This window comes from Pseudomonas mediterranea CFBP 5447, from assembly GCF_000774145.1.
Lineage (GTDB): Bacteria > Pseudomonadota > Gammaproteobacteria > Pseudomonadales > Pseudomonadaceae > Aquipseudomonas > Aquipseudomonas mediterranea.
Genome location: NZ_KN322987.1, coordinates 1,446,887 through 1,470,135, shown reverse-complemented (window position 1 = coordinate 1,470,135; position 23,249 = coordinate 1,446,887). Strand labels below are relative to the sequence as shown.

General features: G+C 61.8%; 22 protein-coding genes and 1 pseudogene. 16 read left to right on the top strand and 7 right to left on the bottom strand.

Going from position 1 to position 23,249, the window contains the following annotated elements; translation table 11 throughout:
• The first annotated feature begins 351 nt into the window (after nucleotides 1–351).
• The 7 genes and pseudogenes from N005_RS26380 to N005_RS26350 all read left to right on the top strand — a co-directional run bounded on the left by N005_RS26380 (nucleotide 352) and on the right by N005_RS26350 (nucleotide 9,289).
• Nucleotides 352–2,385, top strand: a complete 2,034-nt coding sequence (locus N005_RS26380) for an ABC transporter permease subunit (protein WP_193753950.1) — start codon at nucleotides 352–354, stop codon at nucleotides 2,383–2,385.
• Between the two features lie 15 nt (nucleotides 2,386–2,400).
• Nucleotides 2,401–4,071 (top strand): phosphate ABC transporter permease PstA, encoded by a 1,671-nt coding sequence (gene pstA, locus N005_RS26375; RefSeq protein WP_047703857.1) that lies wholly within the window; start codon nucleotides 2,401–2,403, stop codon nucleotides 4,069–4,071.
• A 93-nt stretch (nucleotides 4,072–4,164) separates the two neighbouring features.
• On the top strand, nucleotides 4,165–4,998 hold the full coding sequence (pstB, locus tag N005_RS26370) for a phosphate ABC transporter ATP-binding protein PstB (protein ID WP_047703856.1): 834 nt from the start codon (nucleotides 4,165–4,167) through the stop codon (nucleotides 4,996–4,998).
• A gap of 112 nt (nucleotides 4,999–5,110) precedes the next feature.
• Complete coding sequence (gene phoU, locus N005_RS26365) at nucleotides 5,111–5,872, top strand: phosphate signaling complex protein PhoU (RefSeq protein WP_047703855.1); 762 nt, start codon at nucleotides 5,111–5,113, stop codon at nucleotides 5,870–5,872.
• A gap of 167 nt (nucleotides 5,873–6,039) precedes the next feature.
• Nucleotides 6,040–7,000, top strand: a pseudogene (locus tag N005_RS26360) (response regulator).
• A 244-nt stretch (nucleotides 7,001–7,244) separates the two neighbouring features.
• The gene (locus tag N005_RS26355; protein ID WP_052126478.1) at nucleotides 7,245–8,330 is read left to right on the top strand and encodes a hypothetical protein; all 1,086 of its coding nucleotides are present in this window, start codon (nucleotides 7,245–7,247) and stop codon (nucleotides 8,328–8,330) included.
• A gap of 62 nt (nucleotides 8,331–8,392) precedes the next feature.
• Nucleotides 8,393–9,289 (top strand): peptidoglycan DD-metalloendopeptidase family protein, encoded by an 897-nt coding sequence (locus N005_RS26350; RefSeq protein WP_047703854.1) that lies wholly within the window; start codon nucleotides 8,393–8,395, stop codon nucleotides 9,287–9,289.
• A gap of 77 nt (nucleotides 9,290–9,366) precedes the next feature.
• On the opposite strand, the gene N005_RS26345 is transcribed toward N005_RS26350, so the two are convergent.
• The 3 genes from N005_RS26345 to phoB all read right to left on the bottom strand — a co-directional run bounded on the left by N005_RS26345 (nucleotide 9,367) and on the right by phoB (nucleotide 12,956).
• On the bottom strand, nucleotides 9,367–10,707 hold the full coding sequence (locus N005_RS26345; protein WP_047703853.1) for a hemolysin family protein: 1,341 nt from the start codon (nucleotides 10,705–10,707) through the stop codon (nucleotides 9,367–9,369).
• A gap of 124 nt (nucleotides 10,708–10,831) precedes the next feature.
• Nucleotides 10,832–12,154: a phosphate regulon sensor histidine kinase PhoR gene (gene phoR, locus N005_RS26340; protein ID WP_047703852.1), complete on the bottom strand. Its 1,323-nt coding sequence runs from the start codon at nucleotides 12,152–12,154 to the stop codon at nucleotides 10,832–10,834.
• Nucleotides 12,155–12,266: 112 nt separating this feature from the next.
• Nucleotides 12,267–12,956: a phosphate regulon transcriptional regulator PhoB gene (gene phoB / locus N005_RS26335; protein WP_003177195.1), complete on the bottom strand. Its 690-nt coding sequence runs from the start codon at nucleotides 12,954–12,956 to the stop codon at nucleotides 12,267–12,269.
• Nucleotides 12,957–13,108: 152 nt separating this feature from the next.
• Between phoB and N005_RS26330 the strand changes: the two genes are divergently transcribed.
• Nucleotides 13,109–13,492, top strand: coding sequence for a COG4315 family predicted lipoprotein (locus N005_RS26330; protein ID WP_047703851.1), 384 nt, complete (start codon nucleotides 13,109–13,111; stop codon nucleotides 13,490–13,492).
• Nucleotides 13,493–13,623: 131 nt separating this feature from the next.
• On the opposite strand, the gene ubiA is transcribed toward N005_RS26330, so the two are convergent.
• Both ubiA and N005_RS26320 read right to left on the bottom strand, forming a co-directional pair.
• A complete protein-coding gene (gene ubiA / locus N005_RS26325) occupies nucleotides 13,624–14,514 on the bottom strand; it encodes a 4-hydroxybenzoate octaprenyltransferase (RefSeq protein WP_047703850.1) in 891 nt (296 codons plus the stop codon).
• Nucleotides 14,514–15,077 carry a chorismate--pyruvate lyase family protein gene (locus tag N005_RS26320; RefSeq protein WP_047704174.1) on the bottom strand — a complete coding sequence of 188 codons (564 nt, stop codon included), beginning with the start codon at nucleotides 15,075–15,077 and terminating at the stop codon, nucleotides 14,514–14,516. The genes ubiA and N005_RS26320 overlap by 1 nt, the downstream gene beginning before the upstream one ends.
• Before the next feature lie 175 nt (nucleotides 15,078–15,252).
• Here N005_RS26320 and N005_RS26315 point away from each other — a divergent pair, with 175 nt between their 5' ends.
• The 3 genes from N005_RS26315 to N005_RS26305 all read left to right on the top strand — a co-directional run bounded on the left by N005_RS26315 (nucleotide 15,253) and on the right by N005_RS26305 (nucleotide 17,070).
• Nucleotides 15,253–15,420 carry a rubredoxin gene (locus tag N005_RS26315; protein WP_047703849.1) on the top strand — a complete coding sequence of 56 codons (168 nt, stop codon included), beginning with the start codon at nucleotides 15,253–15,255 and terminating at the stop codon, nucleotides 15,418–15,420.
• A 33-nt stretch (nucleotides 15,421–15,453) separates the two neighbouring features.
• Nucleotides 15,454–16,602, top strand: coding sequence for an NAD(P)/FAD-dependent oxidoreductase (locus N005_RS26310; RefSeq protein WP_047703848.1), 1,149 nt, complete (start codon nucleotides 15,454–15,456; stop codon nucleotides 16,600–16,602).
• A 192-nt stretch (nucleotides 16,603–16,794) separates the two neighbouring features.
• Nucleotides 16,795–17,070 (top strand): HU family DNA-binding protein, encoded by a 276-nt coding sequence (locus N005_RS26305; protein WP_024777879.1) that lies wholly within the window; start codon nucleotides 16,795–16,797, stop codon nucleotides 17,068–17,070.
• 122 nt (nucleotides 17,071–17,192) lie between these two features.
• Here the strand turns inward: N005_RS26305 and N005_RS26300 are convergent, their stop codons facing one another.
• Complete coding sequence (locus N005_RS26300) at nucleotides 17,193–17,570, bottom strand: hypothetical protein (protein ID WP_047703847.1); 378 nt, start codon at nucleotides 17,568–17,570, stop codon at nucleotides 17,193–17,195.
• 165 nt (nucleotides 17,571–17,735) lie between these two features.
• Here N005_RS26300 and N005_RS26295 point away from each other — a divergent pair, with 165 nt between their 5' ends.
• From N005_RS26295 to N005_RS26275, 5 genes are all read left to right on the top strand, one after another.
• Nucleotides 17,736–18,452, top strand: a complete 717-nt coding sequence (locus tag N005_RS26295; protein WP_047703846.1) for a class I SAM-dependent methyltransferase — start codon at nucleotides 17,736–17,738, stop codon at nucleotides 18,450–18,452.
• Between the two features lie 162 nt (nucleotides 18,453–18,614).
• Nucleotides 18,615–19,049, top strand: coding sequence for a DcrB-related protein (locus N005_RS26290; protein WP_047703845.1), 435 nt, complete (start codon nucleotides 18,615–18,617; stop codon nucleotides 19,047–19,049).
• Nucleotides 19,050–19,076: 27 nt separating this feature from the next.
• The gene (locus N005_RS26285) at nucleotides 19,077–20,372 is read left to right on the top strand and encodes a PAAR domain-containing protein (protein ID WP_047703844.1); all 1,296 of its coding nucleotides are present in this window, start codon (nucleotides 19,077–19,079) and stop codon (nucleotides 20,370–20,372) included.
• A complete protein-coding gene (locus N005_RS26280; protein WP_047703843.1) occupies nucleotides 20,369–20,902 on the top strand; it encodes a hypothetical protein in 534 nt (177 codons plus the stop codon). The genes N005_RS26285 and N005_RS26280 overlap by 4 nt, the downstream gene beginning before the upstream one ends.
• Nucleotides 20,903–21,049: 147 nt before the next feature.
• Nucleotides 21,050–22,564, top strand: a complete 1,515-nt coding sequence (locus N005_RS26275; RefSeq protein WP_047703842.1) for a DUF6630 family protein — start codon at nucleotides 21,050–21,052, stop codon at nucleotides 22,562–22,564.
• Nucleotides 22,565–22,970: 406 nt separating this feature from the next.
• On the opposite strand, the gene N005_RS26270 is transcribed toward N005_RS26275, so the two are convergent.
• Entirely contained in the window at nucleotides 22,971–23,249 is a 279-nt protein-coding gene (locus N005_RS26270; RefSeq protein ID WP_047703841.1) for a hypothetical protein, read from the bottom strand.

Below are 23,249 nucleotides of genomic sequence, written 5' to 3'. Positions count from 1 at the left end.
ACACTAATTTCCTCTCCGCTGCCAGTTTCCACGGGCGGCGGATTTGTTGCGTCACTGCATTGTCATCTTTCTGTCATACAGGATCGCTAGGGTGTGCGCATGAATGATCTGGCCAATTCCACAATGACTACGACTTCCCCTCCCAAGCGCATTGATTTCAATACGCCTGAGTTGCAACGCAAGCGCCGTATCCGTGCGCTCAAGGACCGCCTGACCCGCTGGTACGTCCTGGTCGGCGGACTTGCCGTCCTGGCGGCCATCACCCTGATTTTCTTTTTCCTGGCCTATGTAGTGTTGCCCCTGTTCCAGGGCGCGGACCTGACCGCCAAGGACTCGATCACGCCGGCCTGGATGCAGGACGCCGGCAAGCCGCTGATGATCGCCATCGAAGAACAGAACCAGGTCGCCATGCGGGTTTCCGACAAGGGCCAGGCGTTGTTCTACGACATCGACAGCGGTGCCGAGCTGCGTCGTGTCGACCTGCCGGTACCCGCCGGCGCCAGCGTGACGTCCATTGGCGAAGACCAGCCTGGCAGCCCGTTGGTGGCCATCGGTCTGTCCAATGGCCAGGCCCTGGTGTTCCGTCATACGTATAAGGTCAGCTACCCGGACGGCAAGAAGACCATCTCGCCGGCCGTCGAATACCCTTACGGCGAAACGCCTATCGTCTTGAACGAGCAGGGCGCGGCGCTGGAGCATGTCAGCCTCAACGCCACCGATTCGACCCTGCTGATCGCCGGTTCCAGCGGTGCCCAGTTGCACGTGCTGTCGATCACCAGCGAAGAGAACATGATGACCGGTGAAGTCACCAGCGAGCAGACGCGCATCGACCTGCCGCAGATGACCGAGCCGGTGAAGAACATCTTCGTCGACCCGCGCCAGCAGTGGCTGTATGTGGTCAATGGTCGAGCCCAGGCCGACGTGTTCAGCCTGCGGGACAAGAGCCTCAATGGCCGTTACAAATTGCTGGAAAACGCCGACGCCCAGGTGACCACTGCGACCCAACTGGTGGGCGGGATTTCGCTGATCGTCGGCGACTCCAAGGGCGGTCTGTCCCAGTGGTTCATGGCCCGGGACCCTGACGGCGAGCAACGCCTGAAAGAGATCCGCACCTTCCAGATGGGCACCGCGCCCATTGTCGAGATCACCGCCGAAGAGCGTCGCAAAGGCTTCGTCGCCCTCGACGCCGCCGGCAAGCTGGGGGTGTTCCATAGCACCGCCCACCGCACATTGCTGGTGGATCAAGTGGTCGATGGGCAGGGCGTGTTCGGCATGTCGCCCCGGGCCAACCGGCTGATCGTGGAGCAGGGCGGCAAGCTGAAACCGCTGTTGCTGGATAACCCGCACCCGGAAGTCTCCTGGAGCGCATTGTGGGGCAAGGTCTGGTACGAGAACTACGACGAGCCTAAATACGTCTGGCAATCGACCGCCGCCAACACCGACTTCGAACCCAAGCTGAGCCTGTCGCCGCTGACCTTCGGTACGCTGAAAGCCGCGTTCTATGCCATGTTGCTGGCTGCACCGCTGGCGGTGGCCGCCGCCATCTACACCGCCTACTTCATGGCCCCCGGCATGCGCCGCAAGGTCAAGCCGGTGATCGAATTGATGGAAGCCATGCCGACGGTGATCCTCGGCTTCTTCGCCGGCCTGTTCCTGGCACCTTACGTCGAAGGGCACCTGCCGGGCATCTTCAGCCTGCTGATGCTGTTGCCGATTGGCATCCTGGTGGCCGGTTTCGTCTTCAGCCGCCTGCCGGAGTCCGTTCGCCTGAGGGTACCGGACGGTTGGGAAAGTGCGTTGCTGATCCCGGTGATCCTGTTCGTGGGCTGGCTCTCGCTGTACATGAGCCCGTACATGGAAGCCTGGTTCTTCGGCGGCGACATGCGCATGTGGATCTCCCATGACCTGGGCATCACCTACGACCAGCGCAACGCCCTGGTGGTGGGTCTGGCGATGGGCTTCGCGGTGATCCCGAACATCTACTCCATCGCCGAAGACGCCGTGTTCAGTGTGCCGCGCGGCCTGACCCTGGGCTCCCTGGCCCTGGGTGCCACGCCTTGGCAGACCATGACCCGCGTGGTGATCCTCACCGCCAGCCCGGGCATCTTTTCGGCGCTGATGATCGGCATGGGCCGTGCGGTGGGCGAAACCATGATCGTCTTGATGGCCACCGGCAACACGCCGGTCATGGAAATGAACCTGTTCGAAGGCCTGCGGACCCTGGCGGCCAACGTGGCGGTGGAAATGCCCGAATCGGAGGTCGGCGGCAGCCACTACCGTGTGCTGTTCCTGTCGGCGCTGGTGTTGCTGTTGTTCACGTTCGTCATGAACACCCTCGCCGAGCTGATCCGTCAGCGTCTGCGCAAGAAATATTCGTCGCTTTAAGAAAGGTAGAAGTCTGTGAAACAGAACTCCCTGAAAGGATGGTTCAAGAGCGGCGCCCCCGGCGTCTGGATCAGCGGCGGCGCGGTGTCCATCGCGGTCATCATGACCATTGGCCTGCTGGCGGTGATCGCCGTGCGCGGCCTGGGTCATTTCTGGCCGGCGGACCTGATCCACGCCAACTACAACGTGCCGGGCATGCCCGCGCACCTGGTGGTCGGCGAAGTGGTGCAGAAGGAAGAAGTGCCTCGTGAGCGCCTGAAGAGCGCCGGCCTGCCGGTGCCGGACGAAGGCCCCGAGTTCATGACCCGCGAGCTGATCAAGGTCGGCAACCGGGACCTGAACGGCACCGACTTCACCTGGATCGTCGGCGACTGGCTGAGCGACCAGACCACGCCGCCGGAACTGATGGCCATCGAGCGCCGTGAGTGGGGCAATTTCTACGGCTACCTAGTCAACGTCAAGGAAGAAGGCAAGGTCGTCGCCGAGGGCGAGGCCGCCTGGCCGCAGTTGCAGGCGCGCATTGCGCGGGTCAACCAGCTCGCCGCCGAGCTCAAGACCCTGGAAAAATCCGACATCGGCGCCATCAACGCCGGCCTGGAGCGTATCCGCTTGCACGGTCGCAAGCTGGAGCTGGAGGGCAAGCTCGACGCCGCGGCTCAGGCCGATATGGCCAGTGAACGTGCCGAGCTCGATGCGCGCTACAAGGAAATCGAAGCGCGCCTGGCCGACCTTCACACGCAGTTCAACCGCGACAGCCTGACTGCCCGCGATGCCAACGGCAAGGAAGTGGAGATCGGCATCGGCAAAGTGGTGCACGCTTACCAGCCGAACGCCATGGGCACCTTCACCAAGCTCGGTTTCTACTTCAGCAAGGTCTGGGAGTTCCTCAGCGACGACCCCCGTGAAGCCAACACCGAAGGCGGGATCTTCCCGGCGATTTTCGGCACGGTGATGATGACCCTGATCATGGCGATGATCGTGACGCCGTTCGGCGTGCTGGCGGCGGTTTACCTGCGTGAATACGCCAAGCAGAACACCTTGACCCGGGTCATCCGAATCGCGGTCAACAATCTGGCGGGTGTCCCGGCGATTGTCTACGGCGTGTTCGGCCTGGGCTTCTTCGTCTACGTGCTGGGCGGCTCGCTGGATCGGCTGTTCTTCCCTGAAGCGCTGCCCGCACCGACCTTCGGTACGCCGGGCCTGCTCTGGGCGTCGTTGACCCTGGCATTGCTGGCGGTGCCGGTGGTGATCGTGGCGACCGAAGAAGGCCTGGCGCGAATCCCGCGTACCGTGCGTGAAGGCTCCCTGGCCCTTGGCGCCACCAAGGCTGAGACCCTGTGGAAAATCGTCCTGCCCATGGCGAGCCCGGCGATGATGACCGGCATGATCCTCGCGGTGGCCCGCGCCGCCGGTGAAGTGGCGCCGCTGATGTTGGTGGGTGTGGTGAAACTGGCGCCGTCGCTGCCCCTGGATGGCAACTACCCCTACGTGCACCTGGACCAGAAGATCATGCACCTGGGCTTCCACATCTATGACGTGGGCTTCCAGAGCCCGAACGTCGAAGCGGCGCGACCCTTGGTCTATGCCACGGCGCTGCTGCTGGTGATAGTGATCGCCACGTTGAACCTGTCGGCCGTGTGGATCCGTAACCACCTGCGCGAGAAGTACAAGGCGTTGGATAGCTAACAGCCAATAGCTACAAGCGGCAAGCTAGAAGCCGCTTTTGCCCAAACTTGCAGCTTGCAGCTCAAAGCTTGCAGCTACGAACGGAGTGAGCCCATGCAACACGAAGCACATACACACGGCATCAACATGTCGGCCCTGGGCCGCAACAAGCAGAGCCTGAACCTGGCCGAGGAAACCGTCGCCATCGAAGTGCCTGGCCTGAGCCTGTTCTATGGCCAGAAGCAAGCACTGTACGACGTCAGCCTGAATATCCCGAAACAACGCGTGACCGCGTTCATCGGTCCGTCGGGCTGCGGCAAGTCGACCTTGCTGCGCACCTTCAACCGCATGAACGATCTGGTGGACGGTTGCCGCGTCGAAGGTGAAATCAACCTCTACGGCAACAACATCTACCGCAAGGGCGAAGACGTTGCCGAGTTGCGCCGTCGCGTGGGCATGGTGTTCCAGAAACCCAACCCGTTCCCGAAAACCATCTACGAAAACGTGGTCTACGGCCTGCGCATCCAGGGCATCAACAAGAAGCGCATTCTCGACGAAGCCGTGGAATGGGCCCTCAAGGGCGCGGCACTGTGGGACGAGGTCAAGGACCGTTTGCATGATTCGGCCCTGGGCCTGTCCGGTGGTCAGCAGCAACGCCTGGTGATTGCCCGCACCATCGCCGTGGAGCCGGAAGTGCTGCTGCTCGACGAACCCTGCTCGGCCCTGGACCCGATCTCGACATTGAAGGTCGAAGAGCTGATCTACGAGCTCAAGTCCAAGTTCACCATCGTCATCGTGACCCACAACATGCAGCAGGCGGCGCGGGTTTCCGACTACACGGCCTTCATGTACATGGGCAAACTGGTGGAATTCGGCGATACCGACACCTTGTTTACCAATCCGGCCAAGAAGCAGACCGAAGACTACATTACCGGCCGCTATGGCTAGTGGCAGCTGCGAGCCGCAAGCTTCAAGCGGCAAGTAAGAGCAGTTCAGCGTAACGACACAAATCAGCTTGCAGCTTGAAGCTTGCAGCTCACAGCTTTTGCGGAGCAAACCCATGATTTCGAAGGAAGGCCTTACTCACCACATTTCCGCCCAGTTCAACGCCGAGCTGGAGGAGGTGCGCAGCCACCTGCTGGCCATGGGCGGCCTGGTGGAAAAGCAGGTCAATGACGCGGTGACCGCGCTGATCGAGGCCGACTCCGGCCTGGCCCAGCAGGTGCGCGAGATCGACGACCAGATCAACCAGATGGAACGCAACATCGACGAAGAGTGCCTGCGCATCCTGGCTCGCCGCCAGCCGGCCGCTTCCGACCTGCGGTTGATCATCAGCATTTCCAAATCGGTGATCGATCTTGAGCGGATCGGCGACGAAGCCACCAAGATTGCCCGCCGCGCCATCCAGTTGTGCGAAGAAGGCGAGGCGCCACGGGGCTATGTCGAAGTTCGTCATATCGGCGACCAGGTCCGCAACATGGTTCGCGATGCCCTGGACGCCTTCGCCCGCTTCGACGCCGACCTGGCGTTGTCGGTGGCCCAGTACGACAAGATCATCGACCGCGAATACAAGACCGCCCTGCGTGAGCTGGCGACCTACATGATGGAAGACCCGCGTTCGATCTCCCGGGTGCTGAGCATCATCTGGGTGCTGCGTTCCCTGGAGCGTATCGGCGATCATGCGCGCAACATCTCCGAACTTGTGATCTACCTGGTGCGCGGTACCGACGTACGGCACATGGGGCTCAAGCGCATGAAGGAAGAAGTTGAAGGCAGCCCGTCCGAAACCCCTAATGTTCCGGGTGAACCTGACGATAAGTAGGATTGCCAAGAAAAGCGCCCGGCCTTCTGGTCGGGCTTTTTTTTGCCATTTTTTTTATCGACAGCAGCACCCCGTGAACGAAAAGTCCCGGCGTGACTGACGGTTTTTGGCGATGTGCCATCAGTAAAAGCGGTATGCTTGCCGGGATTTTTTAGAGGTGTATCTGGATGAGTAAGGTCAGTGTGTTGGTCGTGGACGATGCGTCGTTCATTCGTGACCTGGTGAAGAAGTGCCTGCGCAATTACTTCCCGGGCATCCGTATCGAAGATGCAGTGAACGGCAGAAAAGCCCAGGCCCTGCTGGCCCGCGAGGCGTTCGACCTGGTGCTGTGCGACTGGGAAATGCCGGAAATGTCCGGTCTGGAGTTGTTGACCTGGTGCCGCCAGCAGGACAACCTCAAGGGCATGCCGTTCGTCATGGTCACCAGCCGTGGTGACAAGGAAAATGTGGTCCAGGCGATCCAGGCCGGCGTTTCCGGCTATGTCAGCAAGCCCTTCACCAACGAACAGTTGCTGACCAAGGTCAAGCAGGCCCTGCACAAGGTCGGCAAGCTCGACACCCTGATGAACAGCGCGCCGACCAAGATGAACTCGGCGTTCGGCAATGATTCCCTCAGTGCCCTGACGGGCGGAAAGGCGGCTCCGGTCGCCGCGGCTGCTGCCCCGGCCCCACCCGCCCCCACCCCCCGCCAGGCCAGCCGCTGCCGCCCCAGCCGCTGCCGCTGCGCCGGCCCGTGGCCTGCTCAACAGCCCGCCGGTCAAGGCCCCTGTCGCGTCCGCTGCTGCCGGCGCCAACCGCGGTCAGGGCCAGTTGCGCCTGTCCAGCGGCACCCAGCAATGCGTGATCAAGGCCTTGAGCCTCAAGGAAGCGCTGCTGCTGGTCAAGCGCTCCGATACCCTGCCGCAAGTGCTCGAGAGCTCGGTACTGGACATGGAGCAGGGCGATAACGCCGAAACCGCGCGTCTGAACGGCTACCTGCACGCCATCGTCGCCCACGAACAGACGCCGGACAGCGAGTGGCTGCAATTGACCTTCCGCTTCGTCGACAAAGACCCGCAGAAGCTCGACTACATCTCCCGCCTGATCGCCCGCGGCACGGCGCAGAAGCACTTCGTACCGGGCGCCTGATCCAGCGGCGCTTATTGGTCCGCCATCGCGAGCAGGCTCGCTCCCACACCGATCTCGCTATAGCGGAGATCCCCTGTGGGAGCGAGCCTGCTCGCAATGGGGCCCGGAGCCTAAACAGCTAATCGGCGGCATGACACCGCTTGTCTGGACTGTCATTTCCTACAGGTTATTTATTGGGCCTTGCCTCCTAAGTTGTCGTGAACAACGCACTTTTCGTGCGTACCCGACAGGACAGGAGCCGACGATGACCAAGTTCATCAACCTGGAAGAAAGAAACCGGATCGCCGAAGCATTCAGCCAGGGCCAAAGTCCGCTACTTCCCGCTTCGATTGATGAAGCTGTAGACGGGAAAATCTCATACGCCAGTTTGGAGAACGGGTTGACGATTCGCTTTCCCTTTATCGACGGAATGCGAGTGGGTGGCCGATATCAAGTAATTCTCTCTTCCATGGAGAGTCCGGAGACATTTGGCGAAGGAGGAACGGTTCAGGAAGAGAACCAGGACACCGTCGTGGAAGTACCGGCTGCTCGGGCACTGGCGTTTCGAGGGCAGCAGGTGGCTCTTTACTATTTTTACCTGGAATACGAAGAGTCGAAATCTCCAACCGAGCTGTTCTCGGTCGAAGGACCGATCTACAAACCGGTGGTGGACGAGGCTGTCGGAGGAGAGATTCCGCTGACTGTGCTTTCGCAAGGGGTCCAGCTGCGAATCAGGGCCTCGGCATCGATGACGCCGGGTGCCCTGATTTCTGTCTATTGGTGGGGCTCCAACGCCGATACCTGTTTCATCAAGCACCTGACTGTCGGCTCGGGCCCGTTGGAGGATGTGGTCCTGCCGGTCGGGCCTGCGTTCCTGACGCCGATCAAGTACGCAAGCGTCCGGGTTATCTATACGGTGCAATCCACGAGCGGCACACTGACATCCCCACTGCTTGAGCTTAGGGTTGCCGGTGACTTATCCACGCCCGAGCCACGTTATGCGGATGGGAATGGCGGACGTCACCCGATCTACCTGCTGCCCATTGATGAGGGCGGCAGTATTCCGATACAGCTCAAGACACAGGGGATGGTGGCGGGTGATGTGGCGATACTGATCTTTGTTGGCGACCGTCTTGGCACCGAGTTTGTATTACGCCATACCGTACGGGCGTCGGACATCGCCGAGGGACAAATCCTGTATGGGGTACCGGTTGTGTTTTCATCCCTGAGAGGGGGCGCTGCGACCTGGGCCATGGTTGACCGTGTGGCGGACGGCGCCGTTGGTTCTCCGGATCTTCTTCTCACGGTGATTATCCCGGATCGATCAGGAACAACGCCTGGACGGCGGTGATTCACACAAACACCTCAGCCGCCTGCTAGTCTGGTCGCTATGTCTGATTAAGCGACCCGTTTATGTTCTTGCGCCTGCTGTGTTCTTGCGCCCTGTGGATGGCCGTCGCTCCGGCCATGGCCATGACCATCTACAAATCCACCGATGCCAACGGCGTGGTGTCCTATAGCGACCGCCCCAGCCGAGGGGCCCAGGTGTTCGTGTTTCGCGACCGCATGGTCGAACACCTGGAGCGCCAGGTGTTTCTCGATATCAAGAAGCAGAAGGGCGCGGACGCGGTGTTCGTGCGCAATGACCTGTACGCACCGGTGGAGATCGAGTTGAGTTTCGCCGGCCTGGACAATGTGAGCGGGGCACCGAGCCGGCCGATTCGGCGGGTCCTGCCGGCGCGCAGCAACCTGCGCCTGGCGCTGCTCATGGCCATCCAGCCCGGAAAACCGTTGATGTACACCCCCAGGTTCGAATATTCCCTGGGCGACCCGGCAGACGCGGCACAGGCCTATCGCTATCCGTTGCCATGGCGCGGTGGGCCGTTCCGGCTGAGCCAGGGCGCTAACGGCCAGTACAGCCACTACGGTCCGAAGAACCGCTACGCCATGGACATCGCCATGCCCGTAGGCACCCCGATCATTGCGGCGCGGGGCGGCGTGGTGATCAAGACCGAGAATGCACAGACGGGTCGTGGCGATGACCCTTCGGGCAACTTTGTGCGGGTGCTGCACGATGACGGCACCATGGGCGTCTACCTGCACCTGCAGAAAGGTTCGGTGAGCGTCCGGGAAGGGCAGCGGGTGGCGGTGGGCACGCCATTGGCGTTATCGGGCAACACCGGCAACAGCTCCGGGCCGCACCTGCACTTCGTGGTGCAACGCAATACCGGGTTGGGGCTGGTGTCGATTCCCTACCAGTTCGATCAACCGGTGGGGGAGTTGCCCAACTTTGCGGTGGGCAAGCAATAGCGCAGAGGTGAAGGTGCTTTTGTGGCGAGGGGATTGGGGATAAATCCCCGATAAATCCCCTCGCCACAGGGCGATGCTCAATCGAGCATCAACACCTTCGCCAGGATGATCTTCGGCCCTTTCATCTTCTTGATGATGATCCGCAGGCCTTCGACTTCCAGCACTTCTTCCTCTTCCGGCACCCGCTTGAGGGTTTCGTAGACCAGCCCGGCCAGGGTCTCGGCTTCGATATGGTCCAGGTCGATCCCCAGCAGGCGCTCGACCTTGAACAAAGGCGTGTCGCCGCGTACCAGCAGCTTGCCCGGCTGGTAGGCCAGGATGCCGCGCTCGGCCTTGCGGTGTTCGTCCTGGATATCGCCCACCAGCACTTCCAGCACGTCTTCCATGGTCAGGTAGCCGATGATGTTACCGTCGGCTTCCTCGACCACGGCGAAGTGCGAGCCGCCCTTGCGGAACTGCTCCAGCAATTGCGACAACGGCATGTGCCGGGACACGCGCTCCAGGGGGCGGGTCAGTTCGGCCAGGTTGAACGACTCGGGGATGTGGTCCAGGGCCGCCAGTTCCAGCAGCAGGTCCTTGATATGCAGCAGGCCGACGAACTCCTGGCGCTCGCTGTCGTACACCGGGTAGCGGCTGAACTTGTGGCGACGGAACAGCGCCAGGATCTCCTTGAGCGGCGCATTGAATTCCAGCGTCACCAGGTCTTCCCGGGAGTTGGCCCAGTCCACCACTTCCAGCTCGCCCATCTCCACGGCCGACGCCAGCACGCGCATGCCCTGGTCGCTCGGGTCCTGGCCGCGGCTGGAGTGCAGGATCAGCTTCAGTTCCTCACGGCTGTAATGGTGCTCGTGATGGGGCCCGGGCTCGCCTTGGCCGGCGATGCGCAGGATGGCGTTGGCGCTGGCGTTGAGCAGGTAGATCGCCGGGTACATGAGCCAGTAGAACAGGTACAGCGGCACGGCGGTCCACAGCGACAACAGCTCGGGCTTGCGGATCGCCCAGGATTTGGGCGCCAGCTCACCGACCACGATGTGCAGGTACGAAATGATGAAAAACGCGGTGAAGAACGAAATACCCTTGATCAACTCCGGCGACTGCACGCCTACCAGGTCCAGCAACGGTTCGAGGATGTGGGCGAACGCCGGCTCGCCCACCCAGCCCAGGCCCAGGGAGGCGAGGGTGATACCCAGCTGACAGGCGGACAGATAGGCGTCGAGCTGACTGTGGACGGTGCGCAGGATATGCCCGCGCCAGCCGTTCTGGTCGGCAATGGCTTCGACCCGGGTCGAGCGCAGCTTGACCATGGCGAATTCGGCCGCAACGAAAAAACCGTTGAGCAGAACCAGGATCAGAGCAAAAAGAATCATGCCGAATTCGGCGAAGAGTGTAACGAGGGACAAGCCAGGGGAAGGGTCCATGATGGAGTTTTGCAGGTTCCGTAATAGCTGTAGAGGTTAAAAATGAAGGCCTGAAAAGGCAGGCACAAGTCAGCCAATGTAGCGGCTGACTCGACAATTGCCTAGGGGGGAGTACCGATCGGTGTCAATCGGCACGGCTGGCGAGGCGTGCGCGGACCACTTGGGCCGGGGCGAAGTGGCAGGTAAACGTGCTGCCGTGGCCGGGTACGCTACTGATTTCCATGCGCCCGCGATGACGCAGCAGCACGTGCTTGACGATCGCCAGACCCAACCCGGTGCCTCCCGTGTTGGAGTTGCGACTGGAGTCGACGCGGTAGAAGCGCTCGGTCAGGCGTGGCAGGTGCTTGCTGTCGATGCCGATGCCCGAATCCTGCACGCTCAGATGCGCACCTTGCACATCGCCCCACCAACGGATGTGGATCCGGCCTTGTTCCGGCGTGTACTTGACCGCGTTGAACACCAGGTTGGAAAACGCGCTGCGCAGTTCCGCCTCGCTGCCCTTGAGCTGCACGGCGGGATCGACCTCCAGGGTGATGGTCTGCTGCTTGGGACCGGACAGCTCCTGGGCGTCCTCGCTGATGATCTGCAGCAGGTCGTCGACGGGCACGGGCTGGTTGTCCGACGGGTAATCGGTGGCCTCCAGCTTGGCCAGCAACAGCAGATCGTTGAGCAGGGTCTGCATGCGCCCGCCCTGCTGCTGCATCTGCTGCAAGGCGCGCCTCCAGCGTGGGTTCACCTCTTCGACGTTGTCGAGCAGGGTCTCCAGGTAACCGCAGATCACCGTCAGCGGTGTGCGCAGTTCATGAGACACGTTGGCGATGAAGTCCTTGCGCATCTGTTCCAGCCGATGGATGCGGGTGACGTCGCGCACCAGCATCAAGTGCTCGTTGTTGCCATAGCGGGTGATGTACAACTGGATGCGCAGCCGGTCGTTGGTGGGCGAGGGAATCTCCAGCGGCTCGGCGTAGTTGTCCTGCTCGAAATATTCCTTGAAGCGCGGATGACGCACCAGGTTGGTCACCGGTTGTCCGCTGTCCTGGGGCGTCTTGAGGCCCAGCAGGGTCTCGGCGGCGCGGTTCCACCACTCCAGGTTGCCGTCGCTGTCGAGCATGATCACCGCGTCTTTCAGCGCGGCGGTGGACTCCTGGACCCGGTCGATCACCGCCTGCAGGCGGCCGCGCACGCGCTGGTCGCGCCGTTGCAGGTGATAGATGCTGTCGAACACCTCGCCCCACAGGCCATAGCCGTCGGGTGGTGCTTCGTCGGGTTTGTGCAGGCGTAGCCATTCATGCAGGCGCAGCAATTGCTTGAGGGTCCAGGCCAGGTAAAGCCCCAGCCCCGCGGCCAGGCTCCAGCCGTAATAGCCGCTGATCAGGCCGATCAGCAAACAGCCGGTCACCAGCAACAACATGTGGCGAATCAGGGTGCCATGCCAGTTTTGATTCACGAGGCTTCCTTTGGAAGCAGCTGAAAGCTGCAAGCTTCAAGCTGCAAGTTTGAAGCGGGTCGATAGTGGCTTTTGCTTGCAGCTTGTAGCTTGAAACTCGAAGCTGCTTTTCTCATGCCTTGGTAGAAAAACGATAACCGGTGCCGCGTACGGTTTGTACCAGATTCTCGTAGGCGTCACCGAGGGCTTTGCGCAGGCGGCGGATGTGCACATCCACGGTGCGTTCCTCGACATAGACGTTGCCACCCCAGACCTGATCCAGCAGTTGCCCGCGGGTGTAGGCGCGCTCCTGGTGGGTCATGAAGAATTGCAGCAGGCGGTATTCGGTCGGGCCCATCTCGGCGGGCTTGCCGTCGATGGTCACGCGGTGGCTGATGGGGTCCAGCAGCAGGCCGCCGACTTCAATCGGCGCTTCGCCATCGGTCGGCCCGGCGCGACGCAACACGGCTTTCAGGCGCGCCACCAACTCCCGTGGGGAAAACGGCTTGGTGATGTAGTCATCCGCGCCCACTTCCAGGCCCTGGATCTTGTTGTCTTCCTCGCCCTTGGCGGTGAGCATGATGATCGGAATGTCGCCGGTCAGCTCATCGCGCTTGAGGCGGCGCGCCAGCTCGATGCCGGACGTGCCGGGCAGCATCCAGTCCAGCAGGATCAGGTCGGGCTTGCGGTCGACGATGATGGCGTGGGCCTGTTGGGAGTTCTCTGCTTCCATGCAGTCATAGCCGGCCATCTCCAACGCAACGGCAATCATCTCGCGGATGGGCGCCTCGTCGTCGACGATCAGAATGCTCCTGCCAACCATAGGGTAATCCTCTTGTCATTTAACTGTCTTGCGCCGCATTAGATAACGGAATTATTGCAGTCGTGTGACAGTTATTTCGGCGCCCGACGGTGAAAAGGATTCTGGACTACGCTTTTCAGTCCGAATCCTGACAACCACCAAAGAAGGTTTCCATGACTTATTTCACGCAATCCCTCAAGGCGTTGGCGGTAACGGCTGCCCTGGCGCTGCCGGCGCTGGCCTTCGCGGCTGAGCCGGCGATGGAAAAGGACGGCATGCTGACGGATCACAAAGGCATGACGCTGTACACGTTTGCCAAGGACGCGGCCGGCAAGTCGATGTGCAATGACAAATGCGCGACCAACTGGCCGCCGCTGAAGGCTGATAGCGATGCAAAATCCATGGGCGAATGGACCGTGATCAAGCGAGACGACGGCTCGATGCAGTGGGCTTACGATGGCAAGCCTTTGTATACCTTCATCAAGGACAAAGCGCCCGGGGACAAGACCGGTGATGGCCTGATGGACGGCGCCTGGAAGGCTGCGAAGGCTGACTGACAATGCTTTTGTGGCGAGGGAGCTTGCTCCCGCTGGGGCGCGAAGCGGCCCCAAAAGCGACGACTGCTACGCAGCCGAGCGGGAGCAAGCTCCCTCGCCACAAGGTTCAATGTGCGCCGAATCTGCGCACCTCAGCGCAACCCATAATCCAGCACGATCCCCACGAAAATCGCCATCCCGGCCCAGTGGTTGTGCAGGAACGCCTGGAAGCAGCGCATCCGGTCGCGGCCACGGGTGTACCAGAACTCCCAGGCAAAACATCCGGCGGCGACCACCAGCCCCAGGTGGAACCAGCCGCCCAGCTTGAACTGCGAACCGGCCAGCAGCAGGCAGCCCAGGGCCAGGCCCTGCAGCGTCAGATTGATCACCCGGTCGGCATCGCCAAACAGGATCGCCGTGGACTTCACGCCGATCCGCAAGTCATCGTCCCGGTCGGTCATGGCGTAGTAGGTGTCGTAGGCCACCGTCCACAGCAGGTTGGCGATGTACAACAGCCACGCAGCAGCCGGCAAATGGCCGGTTTCGGCGGTGAACGCCATCGGCATGCCCCAGGAGAACGCCGCGCCCAGCACCACTTGCGGGTAATAGGTGTAGCGCTTCATGAACGGGTAGGTGAGGGCCAGCGCCAGCCCGCCGAAGGACAGCAGGATCGTCGGCGTGTTGGTGCACAGCACCAGCAGGAAACTCACGGCCATCAGCACGGCGAAGAACACCAGGGCTTCCTTCGAACTGATCTTGCCGCTGGCCAGCGGGCGCTGTGCGGTGCGCTTGACGTGGCCGTCCACCTTACGGTCAGCCCAATCGTTGATCACGCAGCCACCGGCGCGGGTCAGCGTCACGCCGAGGACGAAAATCACGATGTTGGCCAGCGACGGCGAGCCGTTACCGGCGATCCATAGTGCCCACAGGGTCGGCCACAGCAGCAGATAAATGCCGATGGGCTTGTCCATGCGGGTCAGTTGCACGAAGTCCCAGGCTCGTGGGTTGAGGCGGTTCAAGGACTTGAGCAGTTGCAAGTACATCAGCAAATCTCCGAATAGGCACGGGCGACGCTCCACAGGCGCGGCAGGAAGATTTCCGCGACCAGCACACTCAACGCCCCGCGATCGAAACGCGAGCGCCGGCCCCACAGCTCAGCGGCGCGCGCCTCGCGCGGCAACCACTGCTCGGGGTAATGGCACACCTCGATGGGACCGCGCTGGAAGGCCTGGTCGCAGAACAGCAGCTCCCCCAGGGAACGGCTGCCCAGCCCATCCATCTGCAACCCATCGCCCTGCAATGCACTGCGGGCCGCCACGCTACGGGCGAATACCCAGGGCTCGCCATGGCCGTGCAGATACACCTCGCGCACCCAGCCCTCGCTGCCTGAGGGCAGGTCCAGCGCGGCACACTCGTCGTCACGCAATGGCTGCCAGCCCTCGAACAACGGTGCCACGCTGAAATGTCCGTCCGACAGGTGTGTGAGGCGCCGGGTCAGGGAGCCTTCGTCGAACAGCCAGTCGAGTACACCGGCATCGGGACGGGGCGACAGCAGGTGCTGGGGCAACCATTGAAGTGTAGGAAATATCGAATTTGTATGCGGCACAGAGGTCTTGAATGGCAGCAAATGAGGCCGCGAGCTTACCATGTCGGACGCTGGTTTTGACCGGCCCGGGCTGCTGCCGGCCGATCGTGCTTGCATCTGTCGCAAGCGATCAGTACAAAACGGCCCTGAGCCGGAAAATCCCGGCCAAGGCCTGACATCTTGAGGAAGTATGGGAATGAAGAAGTGGCAATGTATCGTCTGTGGCCTGATCTATAACGAAGCTGACGGCTGGCCTGACGATGGCATCGCGCCTGGTACCCGCTGGGAGGACGTCCCAGACGATTGGCTTTGCCCGGATTGCGGTGTCGGCAAAATGGATTTCGAAATGGTCGATATCAGCTGATCGTTTCCCACTGTCTTTTACATGGAGAGCAACATGAGCGCACCTGTCGTCATCGTCGGTACCGGCCTGGCCGGCTACAACCTGGCCCGGGAGTTTCGCAAGCTCGATAGCGAAACCCCGCTGCTGCTGATTACCGCGGACGACGGCCGCTCCTACTCAAAGCCGATGCTGTCCACCGGTTTTGGCAAGAACAAGGACGCCGATGGCCTGAGCATGGCCGAGCCGGGGGCCATGGCCGAGCAACTGAAGGCCGAAGTGCGCACCCATACCCGCATCAGCGGCATCGATCCGGGGCACAAGCGCTTGTGGATCGGCGAAGAAGCGCTGAATTACCGCGACCTGGTCCTGGCCTGGGGCGCCGAAACCGTGCGCGTGCCGGTGCAAGGCGATGCAGCGGATCTGATCTTCCCCATCAATGACCTGGAAGACTACGCACGCTTTCGCGCCGCGGCCGCCGGCAAGCGCCGGGTGCTGTTGCTGGGTGCCGGGCTGATCGGTTGTGAATTCGCCAACGACCTGATCCTCGGCGGCTACGAGGTGCAACTGGTGGCGCCTTGCGAGCAGGTCATGCCGACGCTGCTGCACCCGGCCGCCGCCGTCGCGGTGCAGGCTGGACTGGAAAGCCTGGGGGCACGCTTCCACCTGGGGCCGGTACTCAACCGCCTGCAACGGGTCGCCGACGGATTGGAAGCGCACCTGTCCGACGGCCAGGTGATTGCCTGCGACCTGGTGGTGTCGGCCATCGGCCTGCGCCCGCGTATCGACCTGGCGGCCGCCGCCGGCCTGGTGGTCAATCGGGGCGTGGTGGTCGACCGCCACCTGAAAACATCCCACGCCAACATCTATGCCCTGGGCGACTGCGCCGAGGTCGATGGCTTGAACCTGCTGTACGTGATGCCGCTGATGAGCTGCGCCCGCGCCCTGGCCCAGACCCTGGCGGGCAATCCGACCGCTGTCGGCTACGGTCCGATGCCGATTACCGTGAAGACACCGGTATGCCCGTTGGTCGTATCGCCGCCACCACGGGGCCGTGAAGGTGCCTGGAGCGTCGAAGGGCAGGGCTCCGACATCAAGGCGTTGTGCCGTGACGCCGAAGGCAACCTCCTGGGCTACGCCCTGACAGGCACAGCGGTGACGGAGAAACTGGCCCTGAACAAGGAACTTCCGCCCTTGCTGGCGTAAATACTGGGGGTTCTGTCGCAAAAGCCATGCTTTTGATGCCACAAAGGTCGCGCGGACACTGGCGTCGTGTCCGGGCCCGTGCCATCCTCACTCCCGTCTGCCGCAGTGTAGAGCCTGCGGTGCCTTAGAGGCTGTTTCCCAAGAGAACAGTCCAGACATAACAACAAAAAAACCGTCAAAGGGGCTTCATTCATGCGTAAACCAGAACTCGCTGCCGCCATCGCGGAAAAAGCGGACCTCACCAAAGAACAAGCCAACCGCGTCCTCAACGCCGTCCTGGAAGAAATCACCGGCGCTTTGCACCGCAAGGACAGCGTCACCCTGGTTGGCTTCGGCACTTTCCTGCAACGCCACCGCGGCGCCCGCACCGGCAAGAACCCACAAACCGGTGAGCCGGTGAAAATCAAGGCCAGCAACACGGTCGCTTTCAAGCCGGGCAAGATGTTGAAGGACAGCGTTAACCCATAACCGCTGTGGGCCCCTCGGGCAGAGGGGATGAAGCGGCAACGAAAAAAGGGCATGACGAGGGAGTCGGGTGCCCTTTTTTTATGGTTTTTTTCGGTGGTGCAGAGCCTGTTCGCGATAGCGGTCTACTGACCTACCACCGGGTAATGCCTGATGCGGCACGCATAGTTATTGCCATCACCCTTGCAGATGCCATCCAGGTACCGGTAGTCGACACGCACCGACTGCCCCTTCCTGGGCCATTGCTTGCGGGGCAGCGTGGCTTGGTAGTCGGGGGTTTCCGGCGTGAATGTGAGGCTCGTGCCTTCCTCCGGACATTCGATCGCAGGCGATTTGCGGCTTACTTTCAGGACCTGGGCCTGTAGCTGCGGATACGGTTGTTTCACTACCTCGACGATGCGCAGCTCCATACGGCAGATCTGCCACGTTGCGGCATGCACGGGCGCGCACATCATCGGGAAAATCAAAGCCAATAACACACGGCACGTTGCCTGGTTGTTCATGGTTGTGCGGCTCGGACTGGGAGGCTGGAGGGAAGCTTACCCTGACGCCGAACTCAATTCGAATTGAGTTGACCATTCCCGATGGGAATGCAGCGCATGAAATTAATGAATTTTTATTATCTCAACCGGTGACGTAGCTTGATTCAAGGACACAGGAGAGCCGCCTTGAAATCATCCTCACACCCCTCAGCTGCAAAATTCGATGCCACCCGAGCCAATGAATACGGCCGACAAAGCCGTATCGCGCTGGCCGGGTATGACGCCTGCCAGGACCTGGCCGCCTGCATGCTGGCGGCAAGCCTCGATCCGACAGGCTCGGCGAACATCCTGGTCGTGGGCGCTGGCGGCACGGCTCAGGAGATCATTGCAATGGCCGCGTTGGAGCCAGGTTGGCGCTTCACTGCCGTCGACCCCTCCGCGCCGATGCTGGAGGCCGCCAGGCAACAGCTGGAGGCGAACGGCTTGCTCGAAAGAACATGCCTGCATCTTGGTCAGGTCGAGGACTTGGCAGCGAACGAGTCCTACGATGCCGCCACCCTGATCGGCGTGTTCCATCACCTCGATGGCGATGAAGCCAAGCGGCAGATCTTTCGTTCCATTCGGGCCCATTTGAAGCCGGGGGCGCCGCTGATCGTCGCGGGCAACCAATACGCTTATGCCAGCCAACCGTTGCTGCTGGCGGCCTGGGGACAACGCTGGCGGCAGCACGGCGCAAGTCCGGATGAAGTAAAGATCAAGCTCGGCAAGATCCTTGAAGGTGCCGACCCTCCACATTCCGAGGCAGCCGTCATGACGTTGTTGCAAGAGTCTGGATTCGGCGACGCCACCCGCTTCTTCAGCAGTCTTTTCTGGAGCGCCTGGTTGACGTGCAAGACGGCTTGAAGAGCCAGGTAGACAGGTGACCAGGGAGGCTGCGGGAGGGAGAAATGAGACGGGTGTCATGACCCCGTAAACAGCTCCTCCCGATGCCTTGATTGTTACAATCTATTGCTTGAAGATCTGCCGCTGACTTCGCCACTCCCTTGCCTGGATACAACCCGAATCATGCCGCTCTATCGCCTCCAAGAAGCCGACCTCGACATTCCCGACCGTTGGCAGGACCAGAGCATCAACATCTTCAAGTTGCCCGCCGTCGGAACGGCCAGGGAAGCCAGTTTCGTCATCAGTCGCGACCCGGGCCGGGGCGATACGCCGTTCAACGACTACGTGGCCGCGCAATTGGCAAGCGCCGAGCAGCAGCTACCCGGATTCAACCTGATCAAACGCTGGGATTTCGCCCTCCACGGCCATGCAGCGGTGTTGCTCGATTACAGCTGGCAACGCGAAGGGCGGGAGCTGATGCTGCGCCAGGTGTTCATCGACCGCCAGCCCGTGGGGTTGATCACGACCCTGACCACCACCCCGAACGATCTCGTGCACCACGAGCCGGCGTGGAAGATGGCCATGCACTCGCTCAAGCTGCGTCCACAGACTGCCTGATTACCCTGCGCGAAGACGATAACTCCAATGGATATGCTGGCCGCTGCGCGCCTTGGCGATGAAATTGCCCACGGTTTTGGTGTCGCCGCGATGGTGGCGGGGGCCGTTGCCGGTGCGCTGATCGGTGCGGCAGTGGTGGCGGCCACCGTGGCGACCGGCGGCGTGGCGCTGGCGATCATGGCCGGTTCGATTGCGGCGGGCGGCCTGTCGATGTTCCAGATCCTCAAGGGCCTGAACACTATCTTCAACCTGCCCGAGCCGACCACGGGGGTGTTGATCATGGGCAGCCTCAACGTCCAGATCAACAACCGCAACGCGATGCGTGCCGGTGCGGACGTGTCGTCCTCGTGTTCGGGTCTGCCGATGAATCACCCGATCTGGCCATTCCCGGTGCTGATCGCCGAAGGCAGCGCAACGGTTTTCATCAACGGCCGGCCGGCGGCGCGGTTGCAGAGCAAGATGGTCTGCGGTGCGCACATCAAGAGCGGCAGCCCCAATACGTTTATCGGTGGGCCGACGGTTGCGGTCGCCTTTGTCCTCGATATCGAAGGCTGGCTGCACACCGGGCTGGAAGCCCTGGGCATGGTCGCCATGGGCGCCGCTGCGGTACTGGCGGCGATGGCCGGTGCGGCGGCCTTCGCCGGGTTCGTGGTGATCGGTGGCGCGATGATGGGCGGCATGGCGCTGTTGGGTCAGTTGGGCGACCGCCTCGGCCCCGGTTATCGCGATCTGCTACAGGGCATCGCCGGCATGGCGCTGCTGGGCCTGGGGCCGAAAATGGCCCGCCTCGGCGCGGCCCCGACACCGCGCGCAGCGGCTTACAAGGCGGGCGTGACCGAAGCCGATATCATGGCGATTCCCAAGGGCAGCCGACCGCCGCCGCGGGATTATCTGGAAGGCCCGTATGTCGACAAGCACCTCAAGACCTTCGAGGAGGAGGGCGGGAGTTTCCTGTTCACCTCGGACGATATCGCCAACCCCAAATACGGTTCGTTCAACCCGAACAAGTTCGTCATGGCAAAATCCGACCTGAATGCCGTGGTCGCCGAGTACAAGAAAACCGGCGACGTGTCGGTGCTGGAGTCGGCCTTGGGTTACGATCCGGGATCGCTGGTCGGCAAGGACATCTACATGATGAACCTGGACAACCCCAAGGTACTGATGCCCACCGGTAACGAAGGCGGGGTGAACTCGCTGTGGCGGCCGGGCGGCCTGACCCATCCGGGCGGCATGCGCGAAGCGGTGCTGGACAACGTGCCCATCGCCCACGGCAACGACATCAACACGTTGATGACCACCCGAGACGTAGTGAGAATCCAATGAGTAATCCACACGACAACGTGCTGTTGCTGGCGTTGGCCAATAACGATCTGGACAAGTTCCTGGTGGGCGAGCCGTTCTACTTTCTCGAAGCCAAGAGCGATAACGACGAGCCGCAGAACGTGGTGGCCGCGTTCGACCAACTGATCATGCCGTACTGGCGCCAGACCCACGATGCCGGCTTCCCCATGCGCTTCGTCTCGGCACTGCTGACGATGCTGGCGACGTACCCGGACCGCACGCGGGCGATCTACATCGCTCATGACTGGGTCTGGTACTACCGTTTCTGCCAGGACAAACAGCGCAAGCAGCCGCAAGGCCCCTATGGCGATCTGTTTGACGTGGACATGGGCAGCGTCGCCGTTGCCCTCAAGCGCCTGCTGGAACGGCACAAGGCCGAGCTGGTGGCCGATACCCGCTGGGCGGGCGCGGCGTGGAACAGCCCGGACGGCATGTGGACGCCGTTGATGCGCTCGGCGGTGACGGTGCGCGACAAACTGGGCGGCCCGGATTTCGTACCGGCCAACATCTGAGAGGGCGGTGCAGAAACCTGTGGGAGCAAAGCTTGCTCGCGATAGCGGCAGGCCGGTCAACATTATGGGTGACGGACTTACCGCTATCGCGAGCAAGCTTTGCTCCCACGGGACTAACTGACTGGCACTTCAAGGAAGGCAGGCGTGATGCAATCTCATTTTGATCCGCTGGTGCATATCGACTGGAAAACACCCGGCGGCGAACTCCTTGGGTTGCTCCAGCATTACTACCGCGATATCGACCTGTTTATCGGCCAGCCTTTCGAGGCGTTGCTGGACGAGCTCTCCAACGAAATGCCCGAGATCTGCTTCCAGGCGCTGGCGAACGTCCTGGCCGAACGCGGCTACGACCTGTGGAACCTGGACGCTGGCGGCGATGATTATCGGCCGGTCGTGGTCCGGACCGAGCAGCGCGAGGCATTTGCCAGTCACTGGCAAGACCAGGAGGACTTCACGCCGAGCCTGATCGAGCCCGAGAAACCTGTCGCCGCTGAGGGAAAAGCCGCACGCAAGCCGGCCAAGTCCAAGCGCAGCAAGCTGAACTGGCTGCAGGACGTGCACGACTATCCCGGCCCCACCTATGTCCATGACGACAACTACCACAACGGCTGGGCCGGCATTACCGAGCAGGACGATGAGCAGTGGCTGTGCTTCCTGATTGACTACAACCAGTGGCCGCCTGTCGAGCAGGACATGCTCGAACACCGCACCGATGGCCTCGACGGCGCCGATCTGCAACTCATCGACGCCAATGCCCGGCGCAGCCTGTGGCGGCGTCGGGTCAGGAGCGGCGACTACAGTTCGGACGACCGCTATAAGTACGAAGTTCGCCAAGGCGACGACATCCAGGCTTTCGGCCCTGCCGAGGTGGAGTGGCCAGGGTTCGAACAACCCAGCGTTGTGGTGGATGCCGAGGTCTTCGAGCGCCAGCGCCTCTACGAGCCGGTGCCGATGACACGTATCTGGCGGATCACGGCGCAGGCCAGCGAAGTCATTTTCGAACACCCGGATGAACTGACGATATTGCCCATCGGCCCCCGTCGCCTGCTGTTCATGCAACACAACGGCCCGTTGTGCTGGATCTGGAACCAGGACCCACCGCACCAGGCCATCGCCGCCAAGCCGATGCCGACGGTGGACGGCTACCACCTCAGGGCGTCGACCGCGTACCTGGGGGGCGATGAGATCCTGCTGTTCAGCGAAGACAAGCGCAAGAACCTCGAAGACCCGCGCTACCACGAGACCGTGTTGCTGGCGTGGCGTTTCAACCTGGTCACGGGCACCGCAACGAAAGCGCTGCTGGATGGCTTTGGCAGCGAGGTGCGCCAGGACACCCGACTGCTGGTCACAGAGCCAAAGAACCTCATCACGTTGCGCACGTTCCACGGGCGTATTCATGTCAGCCGAGGACACGGCGACTGGTGGGTCTGGAATTACGCCACCAACACGTTCAGCTCGCACACCCTGGCCTGGTTCTGGAATCAGCTCGACAACCAGGTACTCAAACTATCCAGCCAGGATATCCGGCGTATCAAGCCGCAGGTGCGTTACCTGCCGGCCCAGGACCGCTACCTGGCGTTCGAAGCGGATTTCGTTGCCAGGTTGCCGGTGTTCGGCGAAATGCTCGAGGCCAAGGGCGCTGAGGTGCTGAGTTTCGACTGATGAGGGCGACAGGTTGGTCGCGCACCATGTGCCCTGCCTCCACCTATCCGTGGCGAGGGAGCTTGCTCCCGCTCGGCGGCGAAGCCGCCGCACACTGCCGGATGCGATTTTTCGGTGAGACGATCCGTCACTTTGCTCGGGACGGCTTCGCCGGCCGAACACTGTAGCCAGGGTGTAGGCGCGTTCTGAAGGTTGCCTGCACTCTGTGGCGAGGGGATTCATCCCCGCTCGGCTGCGCAGCAGCCGTAATCAGGCTCATGCGGTCTTCCAGAAGAACCTCAGTGCAGGGTTGTTGGGGCTGCTGCGCAGCCCAGCGGGGATGAATCCCCTCGCCACAGGATTGTGTTCTTGAATCCGCATTTTGTTCTGCGATGGACTCACGCTTCGTCCAAATCCTCCTTGTCGATTACGGCATGCTCATCAGCGCCATTCTCAGGCGCTTGATCAGTTTCGGACTCTTGAGGCAGTCGACCGGACGTTTGTTGCCCAGGGCCGGCACGACCTGCTCCAGCCACCAGAGGCCCTCCTTGAGCCCGCGTTTGCCATAGAGCACCACGGCCATGTCGAGCTGGTCATCCATGGCCTTGGCAAGCGTGCGGGCGTTATCGTCGAGATAGTCCTCTTCGTACAGGCGCACGAAGGTTCGCCAATCGGCGTCGCCGACGTATTCGTCTTCCAGTCCCAT

Bases quoted from the DNA above. Each gene is read 5' to 3' on its own strand.
- N005_RS26330 (WP_047703851.1), top strand. From the start codon at position 13,109: ATGACTTATTTCACGCAATCCCTCAAGGCGTTGGCGGTAACGGCTGCC.
- N005_RS26310 (WP_047703848.1), top strand. From the start codon at position 15,454: ATGAGCGCACCTGTCGTCATCGTCGGTACCGGCCTGGCCGGCTACAAC.
- N005_RS26280 (WP_047703843.1), top strand. From the start codon at position 20,369: ATGAGTAATCCACACGACAACGTGCTGTTGCTGGCGTTGGCCAATAAC.
- N005_RS26345 (WP_047703853.1), bottom strand. From the start codon at position 10,707: ATGGACCCTTCCCCTGGCTTGTCCCTCGTTACACTCTTCGCCGAATTC.
- N005_RS26305 (WP_024777879.1), top strand. From the start codon at position 16,795: ATGCGTAAACCAGAACTCGCTGCCGCCATCGCGGAAAAAGCGGACCTC.
- N005_RS26300 (WP_047703847.1), bottom strand. From the start codon at position 17,570: ATGAACAACCAGGCAACGTGCCGTGTGTTATTGGCTTTGATTTTCCCG.
- phoB (WP_003177195.1), bottom strand. From the start codon at position 12,956: ATGGTTGGCAGGAGCATTCTGATCGTCGACGACGAGGCGCCCATCCGC.
- N005_RS26355 (WP_052126478.1), top strand. From the start codon at position 7,245: ATGACCAAGTTCATCAACCTGGAAGAAAGAAACCGGATCGCCGAAGCA.
- ubiA (WP_047703850.1), bottom strand. From the start codon at position 14,514: ATGTACTTGCAACTGCTCAAGTCCTTGAACCGCCTCAACCCACGAGCC.
- N005_RS26270 (WP_047703841.1), bottom strand. From the start codon at position 23,249: ATGGGACTGGAAGACGAATACGTCGGCGACGCCGATTGGCGAACCTTC.
- phoU (WP_047703855.1), top strand. From the start codon at position 5,111: ATGATTTCGAAGGAAGGCCTTACTCACCACATTTCCGCCCAGTTCAAC.
- N005_RS26290 (WP_047703845.1), top strand. From the start codon at position 18,615: ATGCCGCTCTATCGCCTCCAAGAAGCCGACCTCGACATTCCCGACCGT.
- N005_RS26350 (WP_047703854.1), top strand. From the start codon at position 8,393: ATGTTCTTGCGCCTGCTGTGTTCTTGCGCCCTGTGGATGGCCGTCGCT.
- N005_RS26315 (WP_047703849.1), top strand. From the start codon at position 15,253: ATGAAGAAGTGGCAATGTATCGTCTGTGGCCTGATCTATAACGAAGCT.
- N005_RS26285 (WP_047703844.1), top strand. From the start codon at position 19,077: ATGGATATGCTGGCCGCTGCGCGCCTTGGCGATGAAATTGCCCACGGT.
- N005_RS26380 (WP_193753950.1), top strand. From the start codon at position 352: ATGCAGGACGCCGGCAAGCCGCTGATGATCGCCATCGAAGAACAGAAC.
- pstB (WP_047703856.1), top strand. From the start codon at position 4,165: ATGCAACACGAAGCACATACACACGGCATCAACATGTCGGCCCTGGGC.
- N005_RS26275 (WP_047703842.1), top strand. From the start codon at position 21,050: ATGCAATCTCATTTTGATCCGCTGGTGCATATCGACTGGAAAACACCC.